Below are 12,397 nucleotides of genomic sequence, written 5' to 3' on the forward strand. Positions count from 1 at the left end.
ACTACCTCAGCTTCAGGGTGGACAGGCCCAGCAGGCACAGCAGCATGGTGATGATCCAGAAGCGGGTCACCACCTGGGTTTCCTTCCAGCCGCTCTTTTCAAAGTGGTGGTGCAGCGGTGCCATCTTCAAGAGGCGGCGGCCTTCGCCATAGCGCTTCTTGGTGTACTTGAAGTAAGTCACCTGCAGCATCACGGACACGGCCTCGGCCACAAAGATGCCGCCCATCACGGCCAGCACGATTTCCTGGCGCACGATCACGGCAATCGTGCCCAGGGCCGCGCCCAGAGCCAGCGCGCCCACGTCGCCCATGAACACCTGCGCCGGGTGGGCATTGAACCAGAGGAAGGCCAGACCGGCACCGGCCATGGCACCGCAGAACACCATCAACTCGCCGGAGCCGGGAATGCTGGGGAACAGCAGGTATTTGGCGTAAGTGGTGTTGCCGGTCACATAGGCAAAAATGCCCAGTGCCGTGCCCACCATGATGACGGGCATGATGGCCAGGCCGTCCAGCCCGTCGGTCAGATTGACAGCGTTGCTGGCGCCCACGATCACGAGGTAGGTCATGATCACAAAGCCCAGCACGCCCAGCGGATAGTTGACTTCCTTGAAGAAGGGAACAATCAGACCGGCCTTGGGCGGCAGATCCATGGAAAAGCCCGACTGAATCCAGGAGATGAACAGCTCGAACACCTGGGCATTGCTGTTCTCGGAAATGCAGAACACCAGATACAGCGCCGCCAGCAGGCCGATCACCGACTGCCAGAAGTACTTCTCGCCCGAGCGCATGCCTTCGGGGTCTTTGTTGACCACTTTGCGCCAGTCATCTACCCAGCCAATGGCACCAAAGCCCAGGGTGACCAGCAGCACGATCCAGACAAAGCGGTTGGACAGGTCGAACCACAGCAAGGTGGAGACGGCGATGGAAAACAGAATCAGCACCCCGCCCATGGTGGGCGTGCCGTTCTTGGCCAGATGGGTTTCCATGGCGTAGCCGCGCACGGGCTGACCGATCTTGAGCGCGGTCAGCATGCGTATGGCCTTGGGGCCTATGAACAGGCCCAGCAGCAAGGCGGTGACGGCGGCCATCACGGCACGCAGCGTCAGGTACTGGAAGACGCGCAGAAAGCCGAATTCGGGCGACAGGCCTTGCAGCCATTGGGCAAGCATCAGCAGCATGCGGCCTCCTTGGAGTTGCCCTGCACCTTGCTTGCGCAGGCTTCGATCGCCTGCACCACTTGCTCCATCTTCATGAACCGCGAACCTTTGACCAACACGCTGCCCACCTGGGGCAATACCTTGCACACAGCCTCTTGAAGCGCCTGCATGCTATCGAAATGAGTAGCCCCGGCGCCAAAGGCGGCCACGGCGAAAGCGCTTTGCTCACCCAGAGCAAAGAACTGGTGAATGCCTTGTTGCTGCGCCAGCGCACCGGCTTCGGCATGGAACTGCGGGCCGTTGTCGCCCACCTCGCCCATATCGCCCAGCACCAGCAATTGCGGCGCCGGCAGCTCGCTGAGCACCTCGATGGCGGCAGCCACGGAATCGGGGTTGGCGTTATAGCTGTCGTCCACCACGGTCACGCTCTTGCCGCCAACCGTTACCGACAGCGCACGCGAGCGACCCGTCACCGGCTCGAACGCCGTCAGCCCCTGTGCAATGGCCGCCAGCGGCACACCGGCCGCATGGGCACAGGCCGCTGCGGCCAGGGCATTGCGCACGTTGTGGCGACCGGCGATATGCAGCTGCACGCCAGCCTTGCCTTGCGGCGTATGCAGCTCGAAAGCCCAGGCACCGTTGCTCCAGACCACATCGCTGGCAAACACCTGGGCACCGTCTTCGGCTTGCCCAAACATCAGGCTGGGGCGGCCTGCCGCCAGCTCGGTCCATAGCGCGGTGTAGGTATCACCGGCAGGAAAGATGGCCGTGCCGTTCTGGGGCAGAAAGCTCAGCACCGAACCGTTCTCACGCGCCACGGCTTCCACCGTGTGCATGAACTCCTGGTGCTCGCGCTGGGCGTTGTTCACCAAGGCCACCGTGGGCTGGCCGATAGCGGCCAGCTCGGCAATTTCGCCGGGGTGGTTCATGCCCATCTCCAGCACGGCAATGCGGTGCTCGCCGCTCATGCGCAGCAGGTTCAGCGGCATGCCAATGGAGTTGTTGAAGTTGCCGCGGGTGGCCAGAGCGGCCTCACCAGCATGGGTGCGCAGTATGGAAGCAACCATCTGCGTCACCGTGGTCTTGCCATTGCTGCCGGTCACGGCAATCAAAGGCAGATCGAACTGGGCGCGCCAGGCACGGGCCAGTGCGCCCAGGGCCAGCAAGGTGTCCGGCACTTCGATGCCGCTGATGCCTGCTTCGCTCAGCCCATGGCTGGCAATGGCGGCGGCAGCGCCAGCCGCTTGCGCCTGAGGCAGAAAGCTGTGGGCGTCAAAACGCTCGCCCTTCAAGGCCACAAACAGGTCGCCGGGCTGCAGCGTACGGGTATCGGTGTGCACCCGCGCAAGCACGGTCTGACCGTCACCGATCAAACGGGCTGCGGGGATATGCGTCTGGATCAGCTCCAGCGCTTTTGCCAAGGTCATCATGACCGTTTCTTTCCTTCGCGGGCTGCAAGCGCCAGCTGCGCCTGAGCCATGTCGGAGAACGGCTGGCGCACGCCATTCGTCTCCTGATAATCCTCATGTCCCTTGCCAGCAATCAGCACCACATCGCGTGCATCGGCATGGGCAAGCGCCTGGGCAATGGCCGCCGCGCGGTCGGCCTGGACATGCAGGTTTTCACCCGGCTGCATGCCGGCCAGAATCTGGTCGATGATGCGGTCAGGCACTTCGCTGCGCGGGTTGTCACTGGTGACGAGCACGCAGTCGGCATAGGTTTGGGCAGCCTGTCCCATGAGCGGACGCTTGGTGTTGTCGCGGTCGCCGCCACAGCCAAACACGCACCACAGCTTGCCGCCGCGTTGCTGAGCCGCAGGTTGCAAGGCGCGCAGGGCTTTTTCCAGCGCATCGGGCGTATGGGCATAATCCACAGCCACCAGCGGCTGATCGGCCTGCACGATTTGCTGCATGCGACCGGGCACGGGCTCCAGATCGGCACAGGCAGCCACGGCCTCATCCAGACTCAGACCCAGGCTGCGCAAGGCTGCCAGCACGCCCAGCAGATTGGAAACGTTGTACTGGCCGACCAGGCGCGTATTCATGCGCAGGCTGTGGCCGGCTTCCAGCACCGTAAAGCACAGACCTTGCTCGCCCAGGCGGATGTCCTTGGCCTGCAGGCGGGCCGGGCCTTGAATGGAAACACTCCAGACATCCAGCGCCCCTGCCTGCAGCTTGGCCCAGAGCCTGGCGCCATGCGCGTCATCGATATTGATCACTGCCGCCTGCAAGCCGGGCCAGGAAAACAGCTGGGCCTTGGCTTGCCAATAGGCATCCATGCTGCCGTGGTAGTCCAGATGGTCTTGCGTGAAATTGGTGAACAAGGCCACGCGGATCTTCGTGCCGTCCATGCGGTGCTCGACGATACCTATGGACGAGGCTTCGATGGCACAGGCTGCCAGCCCGGCATCGGCATACTCACGGAAGGCCCGCTGCAGGCGCACGGGATCGGGCGTGGTCAGCCCCGTATATTCCAGATCCGGCGGAACACCCACACCCAAAGTGCCTACCAGCGCACAACCCATGCGCGCTTTCAGCTTCACTTTGGATAGTGCGTAAGCCAGCCACCAGGCGGTCGTCGTCTTGCCGTTGGTGCCGGTCACGGCCAGCACATCCAGCTCGCCGCTGGGATGGACAAACCACTGGTCGGCAATCGGGCCGGTGGCGGCCTTGAGTCCCGGCAAAGCGGCAATCCTGTCGCCTTGCAGCGCAAAAGCTTCCAGACCTTGCGCCTCGACCAGCACGGCAGCCGCACCCTGCTCCAGCGCGCGAGCCACAAAGGCCCGACCATCGGTGGCCGCGCCGGGCCAGGCAATGAAGGCATCGCCAGTCTTGACCTTGCGGCTGTCGGTCTGCAGATCACCCGGTACGCGTGCGCGCAGCCAGGCCACGGCGTCAGCAGCCGTGTTCAGATGTTGAATGGGGAAATGTTGGGAAGTACTCATAGCACAGGCTCCTCAGCCGGGGCGGCCACAATCTGAGGCTTGACTTCCTTGTCGGGCTGAACGCCCATTAATCGCAGCGACTGCTGCACCACATCGGCAAAGACGGGACCGGCAACGGTACCGCCGTAGTAGGACCCCACCGTGGGTTCATCCACCATGACGGCGACGATGATGCGCGGCTTGTCTATGGGAGCCATGCCGGTGAACCAGGCGCGGTATTTGCCGGCGGCATAGTTCTTGCCCACCTGTTTACGGGCCGTACCCGACTTGCCACCAATGGTGTAGCCCTCTGCCTGCGCCTTTTGCCCGGTACCACCGGGGCCGGCAGCCAGCCACAGCATGTGGCGCACCTCGGCGGCGTTCTCGGCCGAGAACACGCGCACGCCCACCGGAGGTTCGTTGACCTTCAGGATGGTGCCTGGAATGATGTTGCCGTCATTGGAGAACACGGTATAGGAGCGCGCCATCTGGAACAGCGACGCCGACAGGCCGTAGCCGTAGGACATGGTGGCTTGCTCGATAGGCTTCCAGGTCTTCCAGGCACGCAAACGCCCGGAAACTGCACCGGGGAACTGGATCTGCGGCTTCTGGCCGAAACCCACGGCGCTGAAGAATTCCCACATTTCCTGAGGCGACAGCTTTTGCGCCACCTTGGTCGCACCCACGTTGCTGGACTTCTGGATCACGCCTTCGACCGACAGCGCGCCGTAGTTGTGCGTGTCGGTAATGGTGGAGCCAGTCACGGTATAGCGGCCGGGTGCGGTATCGATGATGGTCGAGGGCTTGACGCGCTTGAGCTCCAGCGCCGTGGCGATGGTCAAAGGCTTCATGGTCGAGCCCGGCTCGAACGTGTCGGTCAGCGCGCGGTTGCGCAGCTGCTCGCCGGTCAGATTCTTGCGATGACCGGGGTCGTAACTGGGATAGTTGGCCAGGGCCAGCAATTCGCCGGTATGCGCATCCATGACCACCACGCTGCCGGCCTTGGCCTTGAAGGTCTCGACCTGCTGCTTGAGCTTCTGGTAGGCGTAGTACTGGATCTTGCTGTCCACAGACAGCTGGATGTCCTGCCCGTCCTGCGGCGGCACTTCCTCGCCCACGCCTTCCACCACGCGGCCCAAACGGTCCTTGATCACGCGGCGCGAACCGGGCTTGCCGGCCAGCTCCTTGTCGAAGCCCAGCTCCATGCCTTCCTGGCCGTGGTCTTCCACATTGGTAAAGCCCACGATGTGGGCGGCAGACTCGCCTTCGGGGTACTGGCGCTTGTATTCCTTGCGGTTGTAGATGCCCTTGATGTTGAGCGCCACAATCTTCTGACCCACTTCCCAGTCCAGCTGACGCTTGATCCAGACAAAAGTCTTGTCCTCGTCATCCAGCTTGTCTATCAGCGTGGCCAGCGGCACGTCCATCAGCTTGGCCGCTTGCTGCAGCTTTTGCTTGATCTCGGGGTCGTTCAAATCCACGTCTTCGGGAATCGCCCAGATGCTGGCGGCGGGAACGCTGGAGGCCAGAATCAGTCCGTTGCGATCCAGCAGGCGGCCGCGATTGGCGGGCAGCTCCAGCGTGCGCGCAAAGCGCACCAGGCCCTGGCGCTTGAAGAAGTCATTGCCAAACACCTGCACATAGGCCGCGCGAGCGCCCAGGCCCACAAAGCCCAGGGCAAGCATGGCCACAATCATCTTGCTGCGCCAAAGCGGCGTCTTGGACGCCAGCAAAGGGCTGGTGGTGTAGAGCACGCTGCGTGTCATCGCACCGCTCCCGCACTGGCCAGACCATCCTTCACGTATTGCGAGATGCCCGGCGAAGCGGGCTTCATCTGCAGCTTCTCGCGCGCCAGCGTCTCTATACGCTGAGGCGTGGCCTGGGCACGCTTTTCCACCTGCAGGCGCAGCTGGTCCGTGGCCAGGCGGCGCGCCTCGGCTTCGGCACGGTCCAGCTCGGTGAACAGCTTGCGCGACTCATACTGGGTTTGCACCAGAAAGATGGCGCTGGCCATCACGGTCACGAGCAGCAACAGGTTCAGGCGCAGCATGGCAGCCCTTCCTGTGGTGTGAGCTTGGGGGCCCACTGATATGTCATGCAGGCACCTCTGTGCGCTCGGCAACGCGCATCACGGCAGAGCGTGAACGCGGATTGCCGTCGACTTCAGCCACGCTGGGCTTGATGCGGTCCAGCGCCTTCAGGCGCATGGGCGTAGGCAAGGCAAAGGGCGCGCGGCGGTCGTACACCTCTTTGGAATGCTTGGCGATGAACTGCTTGACGATGCGGTCTTCCAGCGAGTGAAAGCTGATGACCACCAGTCGACCGCCCGGAGCCAGCACACGCAGGCTGGCCTCTAGTGCCTGTTCGAGCTCCTGAAGCTCGGCATTGATGAAAATCCGAAGAGCCTGGAAGGTGCGTGTTGCCGGATTTTGCCCAGCCTCGCGGGTCTTGACTGCGCCAGCCACGAGCTGGGCAAGCTCGGCGGTGGTGCGAAGTGCCCCCTGGCTCTCGCGCCTCGCAACAATCGCCTTTGCAATGGGGCCAGCAAACCGTTCTTCACCGTAGTCACGTATCACCTCCGCAATCTGCTGCACTTCCGCATCTTCGAGCCACTCGGCCACGCTCTGACCACGCGTGGTGTCCATGCGCATATCCAGTGGTCCGTCAAAACGGAAGCTGAAGCCTCGGTCCGGGTTGTCGATCTGGGGCGAGCTCACCCCCAGGTCCATCAGCACGCCTTGCACGCTGGCCTCTGGCAACTCGCCCAGGTGCTTGAACCCTTCGTGCCGAATCGAAAAACGCGCATCGGTGATGCGCGCCGCTTCAGCGATTGCGTCCAAATCCTTGTCGAACGCAATCAGTCTTGCGTCCGGCCCCAACCTCTGCAGGAGCAGGCGGGAATGGCCTCCGCGCCCGAACGTTGCATCCACCCACTGACCTGCGGGTTGCGCGGACACGCCACCCAGCATTGCGTCCACGGCCTCATTGAGCAAAACGGTGATGTGTTGCAACGGCTGATTCACAAGCACGTCTCTTCCTAAAAAACAAAATCCTGGAAAGCCGCAGGCATTTCTTCCTGCATGGCTTGCGCTTCACGTGCCTCATAAGTGGCCTTGTCCCACAGCTCGAAATGGTTGCCCATTCCCAGCAGCACGACTTCCTTGGTCAGGCCTGCGGCCTGGCGCAATTCGGGCGAAACCAGCAAACGGCCGGTTCCATCCATTTCAGCGTCCATGGCATTGCCCAGAAAAATGCGTTTCCACCACTGGGCGTTCATGGGCATCTGGGCAATACGTTCGCGAAACTCCAGCCACTCAGGGCGGGGGAACAACATCAGGCAACCGTGGGGGTGCTTGGTGAAGGTCACCTGACCTTCGGCCATGGACATCAGGGCGTCACGATGCCGGGTCGGCACTGAAAGCCGCCCCTTTCCATCGAGATGCAGAGAAGACGCCCCTTGAAACACGGTGAGCTACCTCGGTTGGTCTAGCCATTCATATCCGCCAAATAGGGCGATGAAGGCAGTTTTCACCACTTAATTGCACTTTTTTCCACTGTAGCAGTTATTTGATGTGAGACCAACCAGCCATACAGAATTATTTTCAATGAAATCAATAACTTAGAAATAAAACGTATCCGAGATTTTTCAAAAAGTTATTCAACTACAAGCACTTAGCAAAATCTGTGCATGTTGACTCTCAATAGAAACTCTCAATTGCAACCATTCACTTCCGCGCGACAGGCGTGGAGTTGAGATTCCTTCCTACAAATGCAAACTGCCCGACTAAGCGGGCAGATGGCTCTGAGTTGGATAAACGGCTTACAAAATGAAACGCGACAAATCCTCGTCCTGGCTCAGCACTTGCAGGCGCTGATTCACATAGGCCGCATCGATCACCACGGACTGACCGGAAAGCTTGACGGCATCGAAGCTGACTTCGTCAAGCAGACGCTCCATCACGGTGGCCAGACGGCGCGCGCCGATGTTCTCGGTGCGCTCGTTGACGTCGAAAGCAATCGTCGCCAGGCGGGTGATGGCCTCAGGCTTGAACTCCAGCGTCACGCCTTCGGTCGCCAGCAGCGCCTGGTACTGCTTGACCAGGGAGGCGTGAGTTTGCATGAGGATGGCCTCGAAGTCCTGGACCGACAGCGAATCCAATTCCACGCGAATGGGAAAGCGGCCCTGCAGCTCGGGGATCAGATCGCTGGGCTTGGACAGGTGGAACGCGCCCGAGGCGATGAAGAGGATGTGATCGGTCTTGACTACACCGTACTTGGTGGAGACGCTGGTGCCTTCCACCAGCGGCAGCAGATCGCGCTGCACGCCCTGGCGGGAAACATCGGAGCCGCTGCTTTCCTGGCGGGTGGCGACCTTGTCGATCTCGTCGATGAAGACAATGCCGTTTTGCTCGGCGTTCGCAATGGCACGGGTCTTGACGTCTTCCTCGTTGACCATCTTGGCTGCTTCTTCGTCGGTCAGAAGCTTCAGGGCCTCGGCAATCTTGAGCTTGCGCGTCTTGCGCTTTTCCTGGCCCATCTGACTGAACATGCCGCGCAGCTGCTCGGCCATCTCGTCCATGCCTTGCGGACCCATGATCTGCACCTGGGGCAGCGCCTCGGCAATGTCGATCTCGATTTCCTTATCGCTCAGCTGGCCTTCGCGCAGCTTTTTGCGGAACACCTGACGCGCCGTATTGTCTGCCGCCGCTTCGCCGGTACGCGCCTGGGGCACCAGCACATCGAGAATGCGATCCTCGGCCGCATCTTCGGCACGGGCACGCATTTTCTTCATGTCCGCTTCGCGGGTCTGCTTGACGGCGATTTCGGCCAGATCACGGATGATGGCGTCCACATCCTTGCCCACATAGCCCACCTCGGTGAACTTGGTGGCTTCGACCTTGATGAAAGGCGCATCGGCCAACTTGGCCAGGCGGCGCGCAATCTCGGTCTTGCCCACGCCGGTGGGGCCAATCATCAAAATGTTCTTGGGCGTGATTTCCTGGCGCAGGCCGTCCGCGACCTGCTGGCGACGCCAGCGGTTGCGCAACGCAATCGCCACGGCGCGCTTGGCGCCGGACTGGCCCACGATATGGTTGTCCAGCTCGGAGACGATCTCCTGAGGAGTCATGGCAGAAGACATGGAGGATTCTCAGTCAAACAAGCCGCTAGCGCATATGTGAAAAGCGCCACCAGCTATCAATTCAGGAATAGAAGTCCGCTTACAGCGTTTCTATGGTGTGATTCATATTGGTGTAGATGCACAGTTCGCCGGCAATGCCCAGCGATTTGCGCACCACGTCCTCGGCCGACAGCTCGGTGTTGTTGAGCAGCGCCTTGGCGGCCGAGTGCGCATAAGCACCACCGGAGCCTATGGACACAATGCCTTGCTCGGGCTCCAGCACATCGCCATTGCCGGTAATGATGAGAGACGTGGTGGCATCGGCCACGGCCAGCATGGCCTCGAGGCGGCGCAGCACACGGTCGGTACGCCAGTCCTTGGTGAGTTCGATGGCGGCGCGGGTCAGATGGCCCTGGTGCTTTTCCAGCTTGGCTTCAAAGCGCTCAAACAGGGTGAAGGCATCGGCGGTGGCGCCGGCAAAGCCGGCCAGCACCTTGCCGTGGTAGAGCTTGCGCACCTTGCGCGCTGTGCCCTTGACGACGATGTTGCCCAATGTGACCTGACCATCGCCACCGATGGCGACTTGCACGCCTTCGGGGGTCTGGCGGCGCACGCTCAAAATGGTGGTGCCGTGAAACTGTTCCATAGTGAGAGCAAGTGGGGGCGCCTGTAGCGAGCCTCAAGAGGCTGCCGGAAAATTCTTTTCAGTCGTGGCGAGGCTGCACCTGAGCGTGCTCCTGTATGCCGACCACGTTGAAGAACACCGCCACCAGCTGGTGCAACTGGCTGAACTGCAGCACATGGCCCAGCGCCTGCATGGACGAGGTCCAGTTGAGCACCGAACCGGCGGCCGCAAAATCCATGCGCACCAGACGGGCGCAATTGATGGAAATGGTCTCGCCCAGATGGGCCTGCTCCTGGATTGAAGTCAGCCACGGCAGGGCATCGCCCTCGATCACGCCTTGCAGCGCAAATCGATGCGGCAGATCGCGCCCCAACATCGGCGGTACCAAGGTATCGGGTATCAGCATGCGGCTGTCCAGCGCGAACACATCCTGCACCGCGCCGTCATGCGAGAAAGCACATACCGGGTCCACCCAGGGCGGCGGCGAGACTTCATAGGTCACGCAATAGTCCAGTGCGGTCAGCTCGAAGTCGTCCTGCATGTGCATGAGGCGCAACAAGGCCAGACGCAAATGCCACCAGCCGGTGTCCACCTCGCGCGCGCCGGAAGGCGTCAGCGCCCGCAGCACCGCCTGCAACTGTTCTACGCCGGTAAACGCCAGCGCGCCGCCCTCATCGGCCCATTGCATCACCAGGGCGTGCATGGGCCGCATCACACCGGCATCCAGGGATTGCAGCGCACTCCAGTCCAGCGCCCAGGGGGCCGGACTGCGGGATTTGGCCACGTGCAAGGCCTGCAGACCGGAGAGCGTCAGTTGCGCAGGCGCCGTCCAGTTCAAGCCGGATGCTGCCGGATTCGCATCGCCCTCAAGCTCTGCCACGGCGCTCAGACCGCCATGCTCCTGCGGCATGGCAAACCATTGCGGAGCCGAACGACCAAAGCGCGAGGCGAAATCCACGGCGCTCTCGTCAAACTCGGCCTGCCAGCCTGCCGCACGGTACAGATCCAGCAGCGCCAGCCAGACCGGCAACTGCCTGGGCAGATCGGCGCTGCGGCTGTCCAGCAAGGCCTGCAACAAGGCCTGGGCCATTTTCGCGTCGCCATTGGCAAAGACAATGGCAGCTTCTTCCAGCTCCCAGTCGTGCTCGAAGCGCACAAACGAAGGCGGAATCATATTATCCGGTGCAGGGCCCGAGACCTCGGTCGGGGCAAAGCCCGCTGCGAATTCGGTTTCGCCAAGCAAAGCACCACGACCCAGAATGGAAGCCGGCGCAGAGGCTGCCAGATCCATGGGTCTTGTGGGCTCGAATCCGCTACCGGCCTGACCGGGTAAAGGCAACTCACCGGGCACCACATTGTTGAGCAAGGGCACGGTAGCCCCTGGCGGCGGCGCTCTGAACGAGGCGGGTGTGGGATTGCCCCCTGCAGGCAAAGGCATGGGCATGGTGGTGGCATCCGAGGCTTGTTTGCCGCGCCACCACTGCTGGGACATCTGAGCCTCGATCTCGTCGATCTTCTTGAGCGTCACCGCCCGCTCACCCATATTGCTATTCAATGTCTGCAAGACCGAACTGGGTGCTCCAGGCATGGTGGAGCCCAGCGAGGGCATCAGCTTTGGCTGGTTGCCCTGGGCCTGCTGAGCCAGTTGAGATGCCCGCAATTTGCGCAGCTGCTCGAACTCACGCTTGCGCACAAAATCGTTCTGGCGCTTGCGCTCAATCATTTCCTTGAGCGCCTGCTTGCTGTACTGGCTTTCCGGCTCTTCCTGGTTCAGATTGTCCAGATCGGACCAATTGACCGTGGGGTGGCGCACAAAGCGCGCCACCTTGGATAGCAATCCGTTCAACTTGGTCTCATCTATAGCCATGATTCGTACTTTGGTACGCAAGAGCCGAGTCGAATTTGACCCGGATCAATCACCGTACATTTTTTGCTTGAGTTCACGGCGCTGCTGGGCTTCCAGCGACAAAGTGGCCGTGGGACGGGCCAGCAGGCGGCCCACACCAATGGGTTCACCGGTTTCGTCGCAATAGCCGTAATCGCCTGCGTCGATGCGCGCAATGGACTGATCGATCTTCTTGAGCAGTTTGCGCTCGCGATCGCGAGTGCGCAACTCCAGCGCATGCTCTTCTTCGATGGTGGCACGGTCTGCGGGATCGGGCACGACCGCCGTGTCTTCACGCAGGTTCTCAGCCGTTTCACCGGCGTTGTTATGCATGTCGGTCTTGAGAGTCACCAGCTTGCGACGGAAAAATGCCATCTGGGCATCGTTCATATAGTCGTCGTCGTTCATGGCCAACACGTCGGCATCGGTCAATTCTTCCACCGATTTGGTCTTCCAGGCATTGGCCAGCTTGGGATCTTTTTTTGTCGCAGCTTGCTTTGTGATGGGCATGGTATTCGTATCGCTCATGGTGTCTGGCCCGACGATTAGCGCCGGTGCCATGGATGGTACTGTCAATCTGGGCTGCTGCGCCAAAGGCGTGGCAGGGCGTTGGGGAAAATAGGGACCCAGGAGTTCCGTGATGCAGCGGCGACCATGACAGACGCAAGGACTCGCCAACCCGTCGA

11 protein-coding genes are annotated in these 12,397 nt (G+C 61.4%); all 11 read right to left on the reverse strand.

Annotated elements, in window-relative coordinates; translation table 11 throughout:
• Position 1: 1 nt before the first annotated feature.
• Positions 2–1,180, reverse strand: a complete 1,179-nt coding sequence (mraY, locus tag EAO39_RS20365; protein WP_120971512.1) for a phospho-N-acetylmuramoyl-pentapeptide-transferase — start codon at positions 1,178–1,180, stop codon at positions 2–4.
• The gene (gene murF, locus EAO39_RS20370) at positions 1,171–2,589 is read right to left on the reverse strand and encodes a UDP-N-acetylmuramoyl-tripeptide--D-alanyl-D-alanine ligase (protein ID WP_120971513.1); all 1,419 of its coding nucleotides are present in this window, start codon (positions 2,587–2,589) and stop codon (positions 1,171–1,173) included. Before murF ends, mraY begins: the two co-directional genes overlap by 10 nt.
• On the reverse strand, positions 2,586–4,103 hold the full coding sequence (locus tag EAO39_RS20375; protein WP_120971514.1) for a UDP-N-acetylmuramoyl-L-alanyl-D-glutamate--2,6-diaminopimelate ligase: 1,518 nt from the start codon (positions 4,101–4,103) through the stop codon (positions 2,586–2,588). Before EAO39_RS20375 ends, murF begins: the two co-directional genes overlap by 4 nt.
• Positions 4,100–5,848 (reverse strand): penicillin-binding protein 2, encoded by a 1,749-nt coding sequence (locus EAO39_RS20380; protein ID WP_120971515.1) that lies wholly within the window; start codon positions 5,846–5,848, stop codon positions 4,100–4,102. The genes EAO39_RS20375 and EAO39_RS20380 overlap by 4 nt, the downstream gene beginning before the upstream one ends.
• Positions 5,845–6,132: a cell division protein FtsL gene (gene ftsL, locus EAO39_RS20385; protein ID WP_120971516.1), complete on the reverse strand. Its 288-nt coding sequence runs from the start codon at positions 6,130–6,132 to the stop codon at positions 5,845–5,847. The genes EAO39_RS20380 and ftsL overlap by 4 nt, the downstream gene beginning before the upstream one ends.
• A gap of 43 nt (positions 6,133–6,175) precedes the next feature.
• Positions 6,176–7,105, reverse strand: a complete 930-nt coding sequence (gene rsmH, locus EAO39_RS20390; protein ID WP_120971517.1) for a 16S rRNA (cytosine(1402)-N(4))-methyltransferase RsmH — start codon at positions 7,103–7,105, stop codon at positions 6,176–6,178.
• A gap of 14 nt (positions 7,106–7,119) precedes the next feature.
• Positions 7,120–7,548 (reverse strand): division/cell wall cluster transcriptional repressor MraZ, encoded by a 429-nt coding sequence (gene mraZ / locus EAO39_RS20395; protein WP_120971518.1) that lies wholly within the window; start codon positions 7,546–7,548, stop codon positions 7,120–7,122.
• 354 nt (positions 7,549–7,902) lie between these two features.
• A complete protein-coding gene (hslU, locus tag EAO39_RS20400; RefSeq protein ID WP_205589452.1) occupies positions 7,903–9,222 on the reverse strand; it encodes an ATP-dependent protease ATPase subunit HslU in 1,320 nt (439 codons plus the stop codon).
• A 79-nt stretch (positions 9,223–9,301) separates the two neighbouring features.
• On the reverse strand, positions 9,302–9,847 hold the full coding sequence (gene hslV / locus EAO39_RS20405; protein ID WP_120971519.1) for an ATP-dependent protease subunit HslV: 546 nt from the start codon (positions 9,845–9,847) through the stop codon (positions 9,302–9,304).
• A gap of 58 nt (positions 9,848–9,905) precedes the next feature.
• Positions 9,906–11,693 (reverse strand): STAS domain-containing protein, encoded by a 1,788-nt coding sequence (locus EAO39_RS20410; protein ID WP_120971520.1) that lies wholly within the window; start codon positions 11,691–11,693, stop codon positions 9,906–9,908.
• 45 nt (positions 11,694–11,738) lie between these two features.
• Positions 11,739–12,341 (reverse strand): RNA polymerase-binding protein DksA, encoded by a 603-nt coding sequence (dksA, locus tag EAO39_RS20415; protein WP_240467174.1) that lies wholly within the window; start codon positions 12,339–12,341, stop codon positions 11,739–11,741.
• Between the last annotated feature and the right edge of the window lie 56 nt (positions 12,342–12,397).

It is taken from the genome of Comamonas sp. lk, assembly GCF_900564145.1.
GTDB lineage: Bacteria > Pseudomonadota > Gammaproteobacteria > Burkholderiales > Burkholderiaceae_C > Comamonas.

What these genes read in the sequence shown, in the direction of transcription:
- mraY (WP_120971512.1), bottom strand. Translation starts at nt 1,180, where the DNA reads ATGCTGCTGATGCTTGCCCAATGGCTGCAAGGCCTGTCGCCCGAATTC.
- hslV (WP_120971519.1), bottom strand. Translation starts at nt 9,847, where the DNA reads ATGGAACAGTTTCACGGCACCACCATTTTGAGCGTGCGCCGCCAGACC.
- EAO39_RS20380 (WP_120971515.1), bottom strand. Translation starts at nt 5,848, where the DNA reads ATGACACGCAGCGTGCTCTACACCACCAGCCCTTTGCTGGCGTCCAAG.
- EAO39_RS20410 (WP_120971520.1), bottom strand. Translation starts at nt 11,693, where the DNA reads ATGGCTATAGATGAGACCAAGTTGAACGGATTGCTATCCAAGGTGGCG.
- murF (WP_120971513.1), bottom strand. Translation starts at nt 2,589, where the DNA reads ATGATGACCTTGGCAAAAGCGCTGGAGCTGATCCAGACGCATATCCCC.
- hslU (WP_205589452.1), bottom strand. Translation starts at nt 9,222, where the DNA reads ATGTCTTCTGCCATGACTCCTCAGGAGATCGTCTCCGAGCTGGACAAC.
- EAO39_RS20375 (WP_120971514.1), bottom strand. Translation starts at nt 4,103, where the DNA reads ATGAGTACTTCCCAACATTTCCCCATTCAACATCTGAACACGGCTGCT.
- ftsL (WP_120971516.1), bottom strand. Translation starts at nt 6,132, where the DNA reads ATGCTGCGCCTGAACCTGTTGCTGCTCGTGACCGTGATGGCCAGCGCC.